This is a genomic window from Citrobacter sp. Cb028, assembly GCF_030336705.1.
Taxonomy (GTDB): domain Bacteria; phylum Pseudomonadota; class Gammaproteobacteria; order Enterobacterales; family Enterobacteriaceae; genus Citrobacter; species Citrobacter braakii.
This window is the reverse complement of sequence record NZ_JAOWCZ010000028.1, coordinates 213,325-230,726: the sequence shown is the minus strand read 5'-3', so window position 1 is coordinate 230,726 and position 17,402 is coordinate 213,325. Positions and strand designations below refer to the sequence as shown.

Annotated in this window: 13 protein-coding genes and 2 pseudogenes; 11 read left to right on the top strand and 4 right to left on the bottom strand. The window is 43.9% G+C overall.

The annotated features are described in order from the left end of the window. Nucleotides 1–72: 72 nt before the first annotated feature. From dnaJ to OGV75_RS05890, 4 genes are all read left to right on the top strand, one after another. Nucleotides 73–1,206 (top strand): molecular chaperone DnaJ, encoded by a 1,134-nt coding sequence (gene dnaJ / locus OGV75_RS05905; protein WP_008786151.1) that lies wholly within the window; start codon nucleotides 73–75, stop codon nucleotides 1,204–1,206. 190 nt (nucleotides 1,207–1,396) lie between these two features. Continuing rightward, complete coding sequence (locus OGV75_RS05900) at nucleotides 1,397–2,350, top strand: LysR family transcriptional regulator (RefSeq protein ID WP_052134130.1); 954 nt, start codon at nucleotides 1,397–1,399, stop codon at nucleotides 2,348–2,350. Then, nucleotides 2,341–2,664, top strand: coding sequence for a phage holin family protein (locus tag OGV75_RS05895; protein ID WP_046275510.1), 324 nt, complete (start codon nucleotides 2,341–2,343; stop codon nucleotides 2,662–2,664). The genes OGV75_RS05900 and OGV75_RS05895 overlap by 10 nt, the downstream gene beginning before the upstream one ends. A 902-nt stretch (nucleotides 2,665–3,566) precedes the next feature. Beyond that, nucleotides 3,567–5,279: an aryl-sulfate sulfotransferase gene (locus tag OGV75_RS05890; RefSeq protein ID WP_286480433.1), complete on the top strand. Its 1,713-nt coding sequence runs from the start codon at nucleotides 3,567–3,569 to the stop codon at nucleotides 5,277–5,279. A gap of 64 nt (nucleotides 5,280–5,343) precedes the next feature. Here the strand turns inward: OGV75_RS05890 and OGV75_RS05885 are convergent, their stop codons facing one another. After that, nucleotides 5,344–6,915, bottom strand: a complete 1,572-nt coding sequence (locus tag OGV75_RS05885) for a bifunctional metallophosphatase/5'-nucleotidase (RefSeq protein ID WP_103928890.1) — start codon at nucleotides 6,913–6,915, stop codon at nucleotides 5,344–5,346. Between the two features lie 110 nt (nucleotides 6,916–7,025). Next, nucleotides 7,026–7,784, bottom strand: a complete 759-nt coding sequence (locus OGV75_RS05880; protein WP_047414475.1) for an outer membrane protein OmpK — start codon at nucleotides 7,782–7,784, stop codon at nucleotides 7,026–7,028. A 572-nt stretch (nucleotides 7,785–8,356) separates the two neighbouring features. On the opposite strand from OGV75_RS05880, the gene OGV75_RS05875 reads away from it, so the two are divergent. The 6 genes from OGV75_RS05875 to nhaR all read left to right on the top strand — a co-directional run bounded on the left by OGV75_RS05875 (nucleotide 8,357) and on the right by nhaR (nucleotide 16,518). Continuing rightward, entirely contained in the window at nucleotides 8,357–9,850 is a 1,494-nt protein-coding gene (locus OGV75_RS05875) for a sulfatase family protein (RefSeq protein WP_046275515.1), read from the top strand. 98 nt (nucleotides 9,851–9,948) lie between these two features. Then, a complete protein-coding gene (locus tag OGV75_RS05870) occupies nucleotides 9,949–11,148 on the top strand; it encodes an anaerobic sulfatase maturase (protein ID WP_100250040.1) in 1,200 nt (399 codons plus the stop codon). A 24-nt stretch (nucleotides 11,149–11,172) separates the two neighbouring features. Next, nucleotides 11,173–12,423, top strand: a complete 1,251-nt coding sequence (locus OGV75_RS05865) for an IS1/IS1595 family N-terminal zinc-binding domain-containing protein (RefSeq protein ID WP_286480432.1) — start codon at nucleotides 11,173–11,175, stop codon at nucleotides 12,421–12,423. 118 nt (nucleotides 12,424–12,541) lie between these two features. Further along, nucleotides 12,542–14,257 carry an aryl-sulfate sulfotransferase gene (locus OGV75_RS05860; RefSeq protein WP_046274470.1) on the top strand — a complete coding sequence of 572 codons (1,716 nt, stop codon included), beginning with the start codon at nucleotides 12,542–12,544 and terminating at the stop codon, nucleotides 14,255–14,257. Nucleotides 14,258–14,413: 156 nt separating this feature from the next. Continuing rightward, complete coding sequence (gene nhaA / locus OGV75_RS05855; protein WP_049042495.1) at nucleotides 14,414–15,580, top strand: Na+/H+ antiporter NhaA; 1,167 nt, start codon at nucleotides 14,414–14,416, stop codon at nucleotides 15,578–15,580. A gap of 38 nt (nucleotides 15,581–15,618) precedes the next feature. Continuing rightward, nucleotides 15,619–16,518, top strand: coding sequence for a transcriptional activator NhaR (gene nhaR / locus OGV75_RS05850; protein WP_016151636.1), 900 nt, complete (start codon nucleotides 15,619–15,621; stop codon nucleotides 16,516–16,518). Between the two features lie 114 nt (nucleotides 16,519–16,632). Here the strand turns inward: nhaR and OGV75_RS23625 are convergent. Continuing rightward, a pseudogene (locus OGV75_RS23625) lies at nucleotides 16,633–16,719 on the bottom strand (hypothetical protein); the annotation flags it as partial. A gap of 91 nt (nucleotides 16,720–16,810) precedes the next feature. Then, on the bottom strand, nucleotides 16,811–17,074 hold the full coding sequence (rpsT, locus tag OGV75_RS05845) for a 30S ribosomal protein S20 (RefSeq protein ID WP_003018940.1): 264 nt from the start codon (nucleotides 17,072–17,074) through the stop codon (nucleotides 16,811–16,813). Between the two features lie 105 nt (nucleotides 17,075–17,179). On the opposite strand from rpsT, the pseudogene OGV75_RS05840 reads away from it, so the two are divergent. Continuing rightward, nucleotides 17,180–17,395: pseudogene (locus OGV75_RS05840) on the top strand (DUF2575 domain-containing protein). Nucleotides 17,396–17,402: the final 7 nt, after the last annotated feature.

Below are 17,402 nucleotides of genomic sequence, written 5' to 3'. Positions count from 1 at the left end.
GGGTAATTACTGGCACGGGCGAAGAGGTTTCCTCTCCGCCCGTGCACGCATGTTAGGGGCAGATAAAAAGAGATGGCTAAGCAAGACTATTACGAGATTTTAGGCGTTTCCAAATCAGCGGAAGAGCGTGAAATCAAAAAGGCCTACAAGCGCCTGGCCATGAAATATCACCCGGACCGCAACCAGGGTGATAAAGAGGCCGAAGCCAAGTTTAAAGAGATCAAAGAAGCGTACGAGATCCTCACCGACGCGCAAAAACGTGCGGCTTATGATCAGTACGGCCATGCAGCGTTTGAGCAAGGCGGTATGGGCGGCGGCGGCGGTTTTGGCGGCGGGGCCGACTTCAGCGATATCTTTGGTGACGTGTTTGGCGATATCTTTGGCGGCGGTCGCGGTCGTCAGCGCGCCTCACGTGGTGCTGATTTACGTTACAACATGGATCTCACTCTGGAAGAAGCCGTGCGTGGCGTCACCAAAGAGATCCGTATTCCGACGCTGGAAGAGTGTGATGTTTGCCACGGCAGCGGTGCGAAGGCGGGCACGCAACCCCAGACCTGTCCAACCTGTCACGGTTCTGGTCAGGTGCAGATGCGTCAGGGCTTTTTTGCCGTACAGCAGACCTGTCCACACTGTCAGGGCCGCGGTACGTTGATTAAAGACCCGTGCAACAAATGCCATGGTCATGGCCGCGTTGAGAAGAGCAAAACGCTGTCCGTTAAGATCCCGGCTGGGGTTGATACTGGCGACCGTATTCGTTTAGCGGGTGAAGGTGAAGCCGGTGAACATGGCGCGCCAGCAGGCGATTTGTACGTTCAGGTGCAGGTAAAACAGCACCCAATTTTCGAACGTGAAGGCAATAACCTGTACTGCGAAGTGCCGATTAACTTTGCGATGGCAGCGCTGGGCGGCGAGATTGAAGTGCCGACGCTGGATGGTCGCGTGAAGTTAAAAATCCCGGGCGAAACGCAGACCGGCAAACTGTTCCGCATGCGTGGTAAAGGCGTTAAGTCAGTACGCGGCGGCGCACAGGGCGATCTGCTGTGCCGTGTGGTGGTTGAAACCCCGGTAGGCCTCAACGACAAGCAGAAGCAGTTGCTGAAAGATCTGCAGGACAGCTTTGGCGGCCCGACCGGCGAGCAAAACAGCCCGCGCTCTAAAAGCTTCTTCGACGGTGTGAAGAAATTTTTTGACGATTTGACGCGCTAATTTACAGCTGTCTTATTAATTAAAAGGCCTTGGATTGAAGAATCCTGGGCTTTTTATTTTTGTATCGAATACAAAAATAATTAGTTAGATATCAAGAATAAATCTTCAGGAAAAATGATGAGAAATGATTTTTTAAAATAAAGATTTTCTTCTATTTTTTGCTCAGTTAATAGAAGAAAAGGTGAGTGAAATGCTTGTGCGCGAAAATGATTTTGACTTCAATTTAATTAAGATATTTAATGCCGTTGTGGAATCCGGAAACGCTTCTCGAGCTTCCGAGAGATTATCCATAACACCAGCTGCAGTTTCTCAGGCGTTAAGTCGATTACAGAATATTTATTCATTTAAACTCTTTGAACGAACCCGAAAAGGGTTGACGCCTACGAAAAAAGGATTGGAACTCCATAAGGCCTATAGCCATGTTGTGAATGTAATCAACGCTACATATTCACTTTCAAAGATTAACTACGATCCTCCAGCAATAACTTTATTAGGGAGTGATATTGTAGAGAATTATTATCTCCATCATTTTATTAGGAATGATGAGTTAATTGAAAAGTATGAAATAAATCATTATGCAGTAAATAAAAATAGCGAAGATACTTTGGCTGAAATGTTACTTTCTGGAGTGGGTGATATTTTAATTAATCTTTCACCACCAAAAAACTTTGATATTGAAGTTCATCTTATTGACGTTTTTAGGCAATATGTTTGTATTTGTGGCAACGACAATCCACTATCAATCTTAGAACAAATCACGCTACACCATTTTTATACTTTTTCACATGCGGTATATCAATCTGATATGTTCTCTCCGGAAGTAATGGTTTATACCAATAGCGTTGATCATAGAACAGAACGTAAAATAGGTTATCGCAGCGATTCTATGTTAGGGGTAGTCAATATAGTAGAAACAACAAATATGATCTGCATTGTACCTCTTGAGTTGGCTTCATTTTTTAAATATACCAGAGGGTATAATATTAAAATATTATCACTGCCTGATGAAATATTTTTTAAAACAATCCCTGTTTATGCATCTTTATATAAAAAAAGCAAATATTATGTTGTGCTTAGAGAGTGGATAGTGATACTGCAATCTAAATATTCATCTATAAATGATCGGGATAATTTATGTCAGTGATAATAAGTTCAGAACCTGCCTTAAAATATATTATAGAGCTAGAGACTATTCTTGCGATTATTATCGTGAGTGCTTGGGGGGGAGTCGTTAGCTATCTCATGAGAGAAGCCCGGGGACGAAAGAAAAAAAATATAGCAGGATGTTTAAAACAAGTCATTATTTCATGTTTTACAGGTTTTTTACTCTCTGGCATTGCTCTTGATAAAGGTGCTGGTATAAATATGATACTCATATTGTCAGGGCTGGGAGGGGTTTTTGCTGGGCCCGTACTGAAAATGTTGAAAGATAAACTGGCACAGGTTTTTGCTAAGTGAGCTGTATTGCCCGTCCATGGGCATTACCATACTTAAAGCAAGTAAAATCTTAGTGTGATATATAGAATTATTGTAATAAATAAAATCATTGCATAATAATACAGAAACGGTTTCTGCAGGAAATGATGTTTGCTATTTAAGCATTTTATTTCTATGTTTTCATTAATCTGTACTCCTTGACGTGGAATTGTAATGAACAAATTGTCAATGCCAAAAATTCTCAGGTCTTTTCTGACCAGATAGAGTAGTTGAGTCAGATTAGCATCACTTATAAATGTACTCCTGTCCTCCCATAATGCTTCCGCAATATGATTTTTCCTTATCACCAGTTCTTGCGCATGAGTTAGGATGAAATTTAAACATTTAGAACGCATATGAGTAAGTTTTATAGTTCGCTTCCCATCTTTACTTTTTAATTCATGGCTGGCGTTATCATACATACAACTATTTTTAATAATGTAAATGGTCATTTATATACCATGGTTAGTTTAATGTGTTCAGAAATATTAAATACAAATTTTCTGTTATTCAATACATATGCATACCTGTTGCATGTAAAAACGATACGTGTCACATAAGTTATGATATTTTTAGTTTGTATTAATTTTAAATTAAATAGGAGTTATTTATTTAATTGGCCATTAGGGGGGTAGGGAGGCATTATTGAGTTTTTTGACATAGGCTGAATGGCAATTTATAGACTTTTATTTGGGGATATATGGCATAGCATATTAATAGATGGTTTTATAGTCACATAAATTTTTTGTTTCTTCATAAAGATGTTTTTTTAGATTATTTTATTACTAGTTATTTGTACGAATACTACGGTTCTGTTTATCTTACCAGCTATCGGGATTATATAGCCGATTGGAAATGAAAACTTTTTGTGAAAGGATAGAGATATGCAAATTAATAAATTACAAATTAGTCAACCAGAACCTCGTATGCCAGTTAACCAGAAAATTGATGTTGATAACGCAACGGTGCTTTCGCATAATGCAATCTATCAAACACTCCTCTCTGCAGTGGTGGAAACTAATGATTATGATAATGCCATAGTTACGTTAGATCCTTATAGTACGGCACCTTTAAGCCTATATCTGGGTATTTGGGGGAAATTGAATGAAGATATCAAAATTAATGTGCAGGATAGCAAGGGGATAACGGTAGCTGTATCCTGGACCTACAGCATGCAGACCGGTGCAAACCTGATTCCAGTTTCGGGTCTGGTTGCCGGAGAGGAAAATGTCGTTACCTTAATCTCAGGTGCGCAGATTGTTGGGCAATACACGGTTACCCCATCAGCATTGCCGCCATCGGATTCTGCTGATATCAGTCTTGGCTTCCCTGTCATCACTGTGACAAAGTCAGTTGACGATTCCTCATTAGTTGCAGATGGCCTTTATTTTTCAACATATTTTGATCGCTATAATCTTGCCTTTGATCAAAATGGCATCGTTCGTTGGTATGTCTCTCAGGCAATTCCTTCCTATAATTTTGTCCGAACAGACAGCGGGCATTTCCTGGCTACGTCACAAGGAATTAATCACTGCCTGGATATGTACGAATTTGACGTAATGGGCAGAGTATATGCAGTCTATCTCCTTGATAATGAGTTTCATCACTCTATTCTGCCATTAGAGAACAATCTGGCTATTGCCCCCTCGGAATATACTAATGGACGTCCAGATGATTACTCAACAGGTAAAGATGGTGTTTCCATTATCGATCTCACTTCAGGGCTTGAGGTTGCTTATTATGACATGTTAAAAGTGATGGACTATTCTCGTTCGCCACGTCCATCAGGAAGTGCACCGGGTCAATCGGCTACGATGGATGACTGGCTGCATATCAATCAGAGCTATATTAACACAACCAATAATGTGCTGGTTTCATCAGGGCGTCACCAAAGTGCCATCTTCGGTGTTGATGTCGACTCGGGCCAACTGCGTTTTATTATGGCCGATCATGAAGACTGGGCCTCCGACTTTGAGGAATACTTGCTGACACCAGTCGATGAGTCAGGTAATCCGCTGTTTGATTTTTCTACTCAAGATGGAATTGATTTAGCGAACAGTAATTTCTGGACATGGGGGCAGCATAATATCGTAGAGATTCCAAATGCCGAGATCGGTATTCTGGAGTTTTTAGTTTTTGACAATGGAAATTATCGTTCTCGAGACGATGCCAGGAGCTTGTTGCCAAAGGATAACTTTAGCCGGGTAGTTCAGTTTAGAATTGATCTAAACACGATGACGGTAACACGCTCGTATGAATATGGGAAAGATGAAGTTGGTAGCAGGGGCTACAGCAGCTTCGTAAGTGCCAAGCATTTATTGAGCAATGGTAATCTGGTCATCCATTTTGGTGCAAGTACCATGGATGAAAATGGTCGTCCTCTATCTGCCCAACCGGGATACAGTGATATTGTGGATCCGCAAGATGGAAGTCAGGCGCTGGGGATGTTGGTATTACAAGAGATCAATAAGCAGACGAAACAGCTTCTTTTTGAGGCGACGGTAACGTCAGGTTATTATAAAAATGCTGAAGTAAATGGTGATGATTATCGTTATGATATTTCTGCTTTCAGAGTTTATAAACTGCCATTATTTTGATAAGTAAAAATGAATGCGGCCATGATTGTGGCCGCATTATGTATTAAATGATCTTACTAAAAAATCATTTGCTAATATCGTCAACACGCATTGTGTGATCAGGAACAATGTTCTTCACATGCTCCATGTAATCGATTATTGCCTGAGCGGTTTGTAATCCCTTAATGTATTTAACATTTTTACTATTGGTGAAACTAAATCCACCACCGCCTTTCCCGATAAAAGAATCCAGAGCAATAGTATAAAATTGACTGTCTTCTACCGGTTTTCCTTTAATATTAAACGAAACAATACGCTGCCCCAACGGTTTTGTGCTGTCGTATTTAAACTGTACCGTTTTTGACGCGTGTAGCGTCCCATTTTTCAAATCTGCGGCATGAGACATAATTGACCTGAGATCTTTACCGCTGATCTCCACACTCATTACATCATTAGTGAATGGATACATGCTCAATACATCACCATATGTAATGTTGCCTTTGGGTAATTCGGAACGAATACCGCCAGCATTATAGAATGAGGCATCGGCGTAAGGTACCTTATACATCAAAGCATCAGTAATTAAATTACCTGTAGTAGCAGATTCACCATAAGAACGGGTCAAAATCTCAGGTGAGTAGGCGACGACTCTGTCGGTAATTTTCTTAACTTTATTGTTCCACTCATCGATTTTTGCCTGTGTTTGCGGATCAGGCTTATAGGTATCTGCGTACATCGTGATTAGCTTACCATTGTAGCTATCCACTTTTTTGGTTTCAGGGTTCCAGTCGAGGACTAACTTGCCTAACTCAATCGTGTAGGCATTAGTTGAAACCACCAACGTATCGCCGACTTTAATGGGTTCTGGAGTACCTTTATGGGCATGGCCGGTGATCAGTACGTTCAACCCGTAGCCTTCAAGCGTTTTAGCCATTTCAACGTCAGCTTTCAGCGCACGGGCAACGTCTTCATCACCACCGCTGGATTGACGACCCGGTACACCTTCATGCGCGAGCAGTACTGTCAGGTCAACTTTCCCTTTCAATTCTTCCAGTTGTTTCTTCACATACGGTACGGGATCCTGGCAGTCAACACCTTCACGGACGCCTGCGGCAATTGCTTCATAAAATGCCGAAACGCCGTGCATCCCAATAACACCAATTTTCAAACCATTTTTTTCGACGATGGTATAAGGTGTTTTAATTAATGGTTTATCACTATTGCTGTAAAACACGTTGTTGAGCAGTACCGGAAATTTAAGTTTACTCAGTTGTGTGACTAGATTTTCATGTCCATGGTCAAACTCATGATTTCCTACCGAAACGGCATCATAGGGCATGGTATTCAAAATATCGATAATGGCTTCACCTTTTGTTAAGGTGCTGATATAAGGGCCAGTAAAATAGTCACCTGCATCAAAGAAAAAAACATCTTTATCTTTTTCTTTGGCATCCTTAACTATTTTAGAGATAGGAGCAAATCCTCCTACCTCACGTGTCTTCGACACAGAAGGAATAATCCCCGGTGTAACGTGAGCATGCAAATCATTTGTGTAGTAAATGGTAATGTCTCTGGCATCTGCAGTAAAGGTTATAGCAGATGATAAACCAATACATAAAGACAAGAGGGACAGCGAGAATTTATTCTTCACATTCATATTCATATTCCATTTATTCGATATATTGACAATTACACCTCACCGCATCTGATATATCGGATGCAGAGTTTCAAACTGGGTTATTTCTTCTTTATTTATTTTGATAGTAATCAGAACTCGAAGCCAATCATATAATTCATACGGTCACCATAATCTTTATAACCTAATTTATTATTAAAGTAACGATAGGATACCGATGCAGTCCAGCTAGGTATAAATTTCCATGTGAAAGTCACTGCGCCATTCAGACCAGTATGTCCACCTTGTTGCTCTGCATAGGCATCATTACGATCCATTTCAATTTCATTCCAGTTGGAAACAGCAAATTTTTCGTTAAACATTTCAAAATTATATGCCGCAACCCAACCAAGTACATATCCGTTAAGGCCAGTAGCCTGACCGTATTTTTTTGACGTATAGTCGTTGGATAAATTGTGTATAGCCACATAGGGTTTAATGAACCATGATTTTTCTACCAGACCAAGGTAGCCGACCCCATACATCATATTCAATTCATCACCAAACGTGTTCTCCATCGACATATAGAGTTTGGTCATCAACGTAAAATCAGAACCTTCTATCGGACGATAATGTCCGAGAAACTGAGTAACGTGGTTCCGTCCTTCGACTGGATGGTTGAGAACGTTCATTTCGTAAAATGAAGCAAATTCACCTCTGTCGAAAACGGCGCCAAAATCAGCCACCGCTTTCCACACTTCACCACGATCGACGTTTACGAAACCTTTATTCCAGTCACCATACCCGAGACTAATTTTCCCATATACGCGTTTTAGTTCAGCTGAATGACCATTAAAACAGGCTAAGATAAGGCATGCACCAAGTAGACTATTAATGTATTTTTTGTTCATGCTCAGCTCCGTGAGGTAAAGAAAATAATAAAGTGTAATGCTTTTGAAAAAAAGGAAGTCTATTGGTTGATGTTTTGTTTGTGAGTGATAGGTGTCGCAAAAATACCAGTGTTCGAATATTAATTTGAGAAAGTGTCGGGAGGTGTTGTTTTTTTATGCTAACTTTATGTTTTTTTGAATATAAGGCGTGTTACCGGAGTAACGCGAATATTTTTTATCGATGCTTTTGATATTCTTTTTGTATGACTTATTCGCTATTAGCAACTTAGTGCCGAGAAAACAACATATGCTGACATTAACGAGATATAGAGAGGGTGAGGGAGGTGTTTGGGATCTTCGTCACTTGTTATTGTGCAGTTTTTTAATAGAATTTTCTGGTAAGTTTATATAAATAAAAATGATACTTTAATTATTAATATAGCGTCTGTGAATGTATTTGTTTCTTTATTTTTTTTCAATCACTCTTTATTGCATGCTGATGTAATAGTGAGTGCCAGAAATCAACCGAAAATATTAAGCCTTTTGGCAAGTTTATTGCGTAATTGGTGATGTGATAATTCAAAGGAGTTGAAATGAAAAGAACTGTTGTTGCCAGTATGATCGGACTGGCCTTATGTGCCGGAAGCGTATCGTCAACCGCGCAGGCTGCTACGGATAAACGTCCTAACTTAGTCATCATTCTTGCAGACGATTTAGGCTATGGCGATCTCGCGACTTATGGCCATCAAATCGTCCAAACACCTAATATCGACAAGCTGGCGCAGGAAGGGGTGAAATTTACCGACTACTATGCACCTGCGCCGCTGTGTTCTCCTTCTCGTGCTGGTTTATTAACGGGGCGTATGCCGTTTCGTACCGGGATACGCTCATGGATCCCTGAAGGGAAAGACGTCGCATTAGGGCGCAATGAATTGACGATTGCTAATCTGCTGAAAGAGCAGGGCTACGACACGGCGATAATGGGCAAATTACACCTGAATGCCGGAGGAGATCGCACCGATCAGCCGCAAGCGAACGATATGGGATTCGATTACACTCTGGTGAATGCTGCCGGGTTCGTAACGGACTCAACTTTAGATACCGCAACAGAGCGCCCGCGTCATGGCATGGTACATCCAACCGGTTTTGTGCGTAATGGCAAGCCGATTGGCAGAGCGGAGACCTTCAGTGGAGAATTAGTAAGCTCTGAAGTCGTGAAGTGGTTGGACAATAAGAAAGATGATAAGCCGTTTTTCTTATACGTCGCCTTCACAGAAGTTCATAGCCCACTGGCATCGCCGAAAAAGTATCTCGATATGTATTCACAAAACATGAGCGACTACCAGAAACAGCATCCGGATCTGTTCTACGGAGATTGGGCTGATAAACCGTGGCGCGGCACGGGAGAATATTACGCCAATATCAGCTATATGGATGCCCAGGTCGGTAAAGTAATGGATAAGATTAAGGCAATGGGTGAAGAAGATAACACCATTGTCATTTTTACCAGCGATAACGGACCGGTCACACGCGAGGCTCGTAAAGTGTATGAACTGAACCTGGCGGGCGAAACGGATGGGCTTCGCGGTCGTAAAGACAATTTGTGGGAAGGCGGCATCCGTGTTCCGGCAATCATCAAGTATGGTAAACATATTCCGCAGGGGATGGTAACGGATACGCCGGTTTATGGTCTCGACTGGATGCCGACGCTGGCAAATATGATGGATTTTAAACTGCCAACAGATCGTACCTACGATGGGCAGTCTCTGGTGCCATTACTGGAACAGAAAACGTTAGCGCGTCAGAAGCCACTCATTTTTGGTATTGATATGCCATTCCAGGATGATCCAACGGATGAGTGGGCTATTCGCGATGGTGACTGGAAAATGATCATCAATCGCGAAAATAAACCTAAATACCTCTACAACCTGAAAAAAGATCGTTTTGAAACCCTTAATCAGATTGGCAAGCAGCCTGATATCGAAAAACAACTGTACGGTAAGTTCCTGAAGTACAAAAAGGATATTGATAACGATTCCTTAATGAAAGCCCGAGGTGAAAAACCGACGCCAGTAACCTGGGGTTAATCGGATAACAACAAAAAAATAGAGTATGCCACTTAGGGCTATGCCCGCCTGGCTCAGTGTTTTTATGCTGAGCCGGGTTCTTTTATTTATGGACCTCCGTGATGCAAAGGAAAAGTTGTCAGGTAATGGTTAAGCCGACAGGATCAGTATGCAATCTGGACTGCAAATACTGTTTTTACCTGGAAAAAGAGAAGCTCTATCCAGACAGAAAAGCAAATTTCAAAATGTCAGATGAAATGCTTGAATTATTCATCAAGCAACACATTGCCGCACAGGATGTGGATGACGTCATTTTTGCATGGCAAGGTGGAGAACCGACTCTGATGGGGCGCGCGTTTTACCAGCGGGCGATTGAACTTCAGCAGCGTTACGCTGAGGGGAGAACCATAGTAAATACCTTTCAGACTAATGGTGTTTTGATCGACGAAGAATGGGCTGAGTTTTTCAAGAAGAATGATTTTCTGGTGGGGATTTCTGTTGACGGTGACGCCGCGCTACATGATGAATGGCGTGTTACTCGTTCGGGTAAACCAACACATGAGAAAGTGGAGCAGGCCATTAAACGCCTGGTACGTCACGGGGTTGAGTTTAATACGCTGACGGTGGTTAACCACACTAATATGTCTCATCCACTGCAGGTTTACCAATATCTGAAAAGCATTGGTAGCCAGTATATGCAGTTTATTCCATTAGTAGAGAGGCGTAGTGACAACAGCGATGCCGAGTTGGCTGCACCCTGTGATAAACAAACGAAAATGATGCCGTGGTCCGTTGACTCACTTGAATTCGGCCATTTTCTCAATGCTATTTTTGATATCTGGATCCGTGAGGATATTGGTAATATTGGCATACAGATATTTGAGCAGACGCTGGCTGCCTGGTGCGGATTACCTCCGCATGTGTGCGTGTTTTCTCCAACGTGCGGCAGTGCATTCGCAATGGAAATGAATGGTGATGTTTATAACTGCGATCACTTTGTCTATCCGCAGTACAAACTAGGGAATATTCAGCATACAACGGTGCGTGCGATGAACAATAGTGAGCAAAATCGGCAATTCGGCAATGATAAAAGCCGTACCATGGCGCAAGAATGTTACTCCTGTCAGTGGCGGTTTGCTTGCAATGGGGGATGTCCTAAACACCGATTTCTCCCCTCAGTCTCAGGAGTATCGAATCAGAACTTTTTATGTGCTGGTTATCAGTTGTTTTTTTCCCATACTGCACTAGCGATGGGGGCGATGAAAACGCTCTATGAAAATAATATTTCGCCAGCAGAGATAAAAACAATATTTGTGTGATAGTAATATTCGCAGGGAGTGAATATGTTTTCTCGAATCAATGTTGATGCCTGTAAAACACCTACTTGTAAAAATATGGGTATATTAAATAGTCCGGATTATTTAACCCAAGGGAAGGAGATTCTGTGTAGAGAATGTGGATTTTTGTTCCCCATCATTTCTGAGTACTCGCTCAATCTCTTCCGTCAGTCGGCAAACCAGGCCTGGAAGGGATTGATTAAAGCTTGTCCTGGCTGCGGTAGTTCATCACTGAAAAAATATGGATTTTCCGCTCAAAGAGAGGCGCGACTATACTGCCTTGAGTGCCACAAAACGTTCGTTTCCCCAGGAGAAAATAAGGCAGATATCCGTCAGGAAAACCTTGCCAGACTTATCCAGGAAGGCGCTTCGTTGTCTGATATTAGAGCGACACTTTCATTAGACAGCACGGGTCTAAACCGTGCGCTACAAAAATTATCCCGCAAGGTAAATGAGGCTGAACGAGAGTTCGTTTTTCCTGCGTTTGATCTGGCGATGAGTACGTGCGCTTTTCGGGTTAAATTTAATGGCGGCGACAACAGTTTGTATGCTCTGGTTACGGCAGAAGAGAGCAGTGGCAGGGTTATCGCTGTGACAACTAATTATTCCACGCAGCCTGTCGAAAACGAATATCAGTACATTTCTGAATACGAGGAACGTCTGCCGCCTGGGACGTTAGCGCACCTTGTCCAACGCAAAGAACTCATGACGATGCGGCGAAATACCCTATTTGATATCGACTATGGTCCCGCCACGCTTTACAAAAACGATCCCGGGATGTTGGTAAAACCGGTTCTTCCCGCGTACCGGCATTTTGAGCTGGTCAAAGAGCTTACGGATGAGCACTCCCTCAATGTTCAGCACGACATCGATCATGAGTGTTTTATATTAGGAGGATGTATGATGGCTAATCTGCAATCTGTGCGGCAAGGTCGTTGTCATATATCATTTGTAAGAGAAATGGGGGTTTCACCTCCGGATAAAGACTTTCCTTATCGAGTGTTCCTTAGTGGCGGAATACGTAATAATGTCTGGCGAGCCTTCTCAACACGCGGTTACTCTAAAGCCGTATGTAACCTCACAGGAAATAAAAAAACGAGTATGCTACGCTACGCTACCTTAACGGGCAGCACTAAATTTATTCAGTTTTTGCATACGCATCCGTTTTTCTTTCAGCTTAGCCGCCTGTCTCCTGCCAATGTTACGGTCGTACTGAATTATTTAAAATTTGAATATAATAAAAATATAATGCGATAACGGAATGTTTTTATTGATATTAATTGATACTTTTTGATTGCCTGATTGATACATCCCCAGTGTATTTATTTTGTTGTTCCGCTGTGGAACGATGAAATGAATAAATTGGACACGCATAATGAAAAAGATTATTTCCCCCGATATTAAGTTGCCTACACCTCGTCCCGCTGTTAATCAGGAGATTGACAGCAATAATGAGATGGTTCTCAGTCATACAGCTGTTTATCAAGATTGTCTGGCTCGGATCACTGATGAGAATACGTTGGAAAATGCGGTCATTGTTCTAAACCCTTATGGTACAGCCCCTTTAAGTGCATATGCCGGTGTTTGGAGTGCTGAAGAACGTACTGTAACGCTGAAAATTCAGGATCTGGCGCAAAGCGCGATACAAGTCGTGCAAGATTTTACGTTGAATGTGGGGGCGAATCTGCTGCCTGTACTTGGCCTAGTGGCAGATGTCGATAACCAACTGGCTATTTTGGTTGATGAAGTCGTTATCGCCACTTATACGATAGCAACCCAACCTTTACCTGCAACGGATTCTGCAGATGTGCAGTTAGGGTTTCCTGTTATCAATGTGACTCAACCAGTGACTGACGCCGACCTGATTGCGCCGGGCTGCTATTTCATTACGCATTTCGACCGCTATAACTATGCTCTGGATCAGGATGGTGTGGTGCGTTGGTACGTGACACAGGACTTCCCGTCATTCAATTTGGTGCGCATTGATAACGGTCATTTCTTGGCTACATCAGAAGCTAAAAACACCTACCTTGAGATGTATGAGTTCGACATGATGGGACGGCTGTATACTTTTTATATTCTGGATAACCAATTCCACCACTCAATTTGGCAATGGGACAGTAATACCATCGTCGCGCCTTCCGAATATACCTCGGGCAGACCAGATTCACTGAAGACTAATGAAGATGGCGTCTCAGTTGTGGATTTATCTACCGGGCTGGAAATTGCCTATTACGACATGGCCGCTATTCTTGATACCTCACGTACAGCGAGACCAACGGGGACGGCACCTGGTGAAGATCCGACCGCTCAGGACTGGCTGCATATCAACCAAAGCTATGTTAATGAAACGAATAGTTTGCTGATCGCTTCAGGGCGTCATCAGAGCGCTGTTTTTGGCATCAGCCTCGAGACTGAATCGCTGCAGTTTATTATGTCCACGCATGAAGATTGGAGCGAGGAGTATAAGCCTTACCTTCTGACTCCGGTCGACAGTGATGGTGTCCCTCTTTATGACTTCAGCAATCAGGATGATGTGGATGCGGCAAACCGTGATTTTTGGTCGTGGGGACAACACAATGTGACGGAAGTGGCTAATGACGAACCAGGAATGGTCGAATTTATGGTATTCGACAATGGTAACTATCGCTCTCGTGTTGATAGTAAAAGCCTGCTTCCACCAGATAATTACAGCCGGGTTGTACACTTTATCGTTGATTTGAACGCAATGACGGTAATGCGCCCTTTTGAATACGGTAAGGAGTTGGGAGCTCGCGGTTATAGTAGTTGTGTAAGCGCCAAAGAGGTGTTGCAGAATGGCAACATCGTTGTGCATTTCGGCGATTGCACATTTGACGAAAATGGCCGAGCTATCTCTTGCCAGCCGGGGGATAGCGACATTATTGACCCGCAGGAAGGAAATGAAGCATTGGGGAATTTGCTTCTGCAAGAAATTGAACCGGTAACCAAGTCGGTGCTTTTTGAGGCGACAATGACCTCTGGTTACTATAAAAACGAGGAAGTGAATGGCGTAGGCTATCGCTATGACATCACCAGTTTCCGCGTTTATAAAATGGGACTGTATGCCTGATTAGGTCTCAGTGTTTTGCGCTCTATGCCCGACATCTGTTCGGGCTTTTTTATTCGTAAAAACCGATCTATTCATCATGAATAATCTAATTTTAACGAGCTTTCTGAAGGTGTAAGATAGTATTTACGAAGTATTCACCCAATAGAGAGAATAAAAGTGAAACATCTGCATCGTTTTTTTAGTAGTGACGCCTCGGGGGGCATCATTCTGATCATCGCTGCCGTGGTTGCTATGCTGATGGCAAATATCGGGGTTACCAGTGGATGGTACCACGCCTTTCTGGAAACGCCCGTTCAACTGCGGGTTGGCGCGCTTGAGATCAACAAAAATATGCTGCTGTGGATCAATGACGCGTTGATGGCGGTGTTCTTCCTGTTGATCGGTTTGGAAGTGAAGCGTGAGTTAATGCAAGGTTCGCTGGCCAGTCTGCGCCAGGCGGCGTTTCCGATCATTGCCGCTATCGGGGGCATGATTGTCCCGGCGCTGCTGTATCTGGCATTCAACTATGCTGACCCTATCACCCGTGAGGGTTGGGCGATCCCGGCGGCAACGGATATCGCTTTTGCATTAGGCGTGCTGGCGCTGTTGGGCAGCCGTGTCCCGCTGGCGTTGAAAATCTTCCTGATGGCGCTGGCGATAATCGATGACCTCGGCGCTATTGTGATCATCGCGTTGTTCTACACCAGCGATCTCTCGCTGCTGTCGCTGGGCGTTGCCGCGTGCGCGATCCTTATCCTGGCAGCATTGAATCTGTGCGGTGTAAGACGTACCGGTATTTATATTCTGGTTGGCGTAGTGCTGTGGACGGCCGTACTGAAGTCTGGCGTGCATGCAACTCTGGCGGGCGTGATCGTCGGTTTCTTCATCCCGTTGAAGGAAAAACACGGGCGTTCGCCGGCGAAGCGTCTGGAGCATGTTCTGCACCCGTGGGTGGCATACCTGATCCTACCGTTGTTTGCCTTCGCTAACGCGGGCGTCTCACTGCAGGGCGTCACCATTGATGGACTGACTTCGGTGTTACCGCTGGGGATCATTGCTGGCCTGTTAATCGGGAAACCACTGGGTATCAGCCTCTTTTGCTGGCTGGCGTTACGCTTCAGGATGGCGCAATTGCCGGAGGGAACGAATTTCCAGCAAATTATGGCGGTCGGTATTCTGTGCGGCATTGGCTTTACGATGTCGATTTTCATCGCCAGCCTGGCGTTTGGGACCGTCGATCCTGAGCTGATTAACTGGGCGAAACTGGGGATCCTGATCGGTTCTTTGCTGTCGGCGGTAATAGGTTACTGCTGGTTACGCACCCGGTTGAATGCAGCAGCCTGACGGGATAACCCTTTCGTGACAATTTTCAGGGAGAGTGTATGTCTCATATAAACTACAACCACCTGTACTACTTTTGGCATGTATATAAAGAAGGATCGGTGGTTGGTGCAGCAGAGGCGCTTTATCTGACACCGCAGACCATTACCGGGCAGATTAAAGCGCTTGAGGAACGCTTACAGGGAAAGTTGTTCAAGCGGAAGGGGCGTGGACTGGAGCCCAGCGAATTAGGCGAATTGGTTTTTCGTTATGCGGATAAGATGTTCACGTTAAGCCAGGAAATGCTGGATATCGTGAACTATCGCAAAGAGTCGAATTTACTGTTCGATGTCGGCGTGGCGGATGCGTTGTCCAAACAGCTGGTTAGCAGCGTGCTGAATGCTGCAGTCGTTGAAGATGAACAAATCCATCTGCGTTGTTTTGAATCAACGCACGAGATGCTGCTGGATCAGCTCAGCCAGCATAAACTGGATATGATTATCTCCGACTGCCCGATCGATTCTACGCAGCAGGAAGGGTTGTTCTCAGTGCGGATTGGCGAATGCAGCGTGAGCTTTTGGTGCACCCAGCCATTGCCTGAGAAACCATTTCCGGCCTGCCTCGAAGAGCGTCGATTGCTGATCCCAGGGCGCCGTTCGATGCTCGGGCGTAAGCTGTTGAACTGGATTAACTCACAAGGGCTGAACGTTGAAATCCTTGGCGAGTTTGATGATGCCGCGCTGATGAAAGCGTTCGGCGCAACGCATAACGCTATTTTTGTTGCGCCTACGCTTTATTCCCACAATTTCTATGCCGATGATTCAATTGTTGAAATTGGACGCGTAGAGAATGTGATGGAGGAGTATCACGCCATATTTGCGGAAAGAATGATCCAGCATCCAGCGGTGCAGCGTATTTGCAATGCGGACTACTCGGCATTATTTAAGCTGCAATCAGCCTGATCGTCGTAATGCTTCCGGCTGCGGTGGTTGCCTACAGCCGGAAGGATTCCACTGCTTTAATAAATTCCGGTACTGACCACCTTCGCGGATAAATACCGGAATTCTGTTCCGTGGCCAGCCGTTTTCACGCATCTCTCGATATCTCTTGGGGCGGTTATCCACCTTCGGCCAGACAGAGACTATCAGCTCAATGCCTAGTGAATGACGGTTGCTGTCGAATCCGGCTGCAAACGACGGGCATAAAAAAACCCGCTTACGCGGGTTTTTTCACAAAGCGACAACAAGCAGGCGATTAAGCCAGTTTGTTGATCTGTGCAGTCAGGTTTGCTTTATGACGTGCAGCTTTGTTTTTGTGGATCAGACCTTTAGCAGCCTGACGGTCCACGATCGGTTGCATTTCGTTAAATGCTTTCAGTGCAGTAGCTTTGTCGCCAGCTTCGATAGCTGCGTATACTTTCTTGATGAAAGTACGCATCATAGAGCGACGGCTAGCGTTGTGCTTGCGGGCCTTTTCAGACTGAACGGCGCGCTTCTTAGCTGATTTGATATTAGCCAAGGTCCAACTCCCAAATGTGTTCTATATGGACAATTCAAAGGCCGAGGAATATGCCCTTTTAGCCTTCTTTTGTCAATGGATTTGTGCAAATAAGCGCCGTTTAAATTGCAGCACTCGTTGCGTAGTGATGGCGCAGGATTCTACCAGCTTGCGGGGCGTGAATACAGCCTTTCCACGAGAAAAATTGCATTGGTGTGCCCGTGAAGGGCGTCAATTTGTTTCATAACGATGAAAACCATCCTCTTTCTGTTTCGTAGAAACAATCGCCGGTTAACGTTGAACGCGGTACAGGGTATACTTTCACGATTTTCACTGTTTTGAGCCAGAC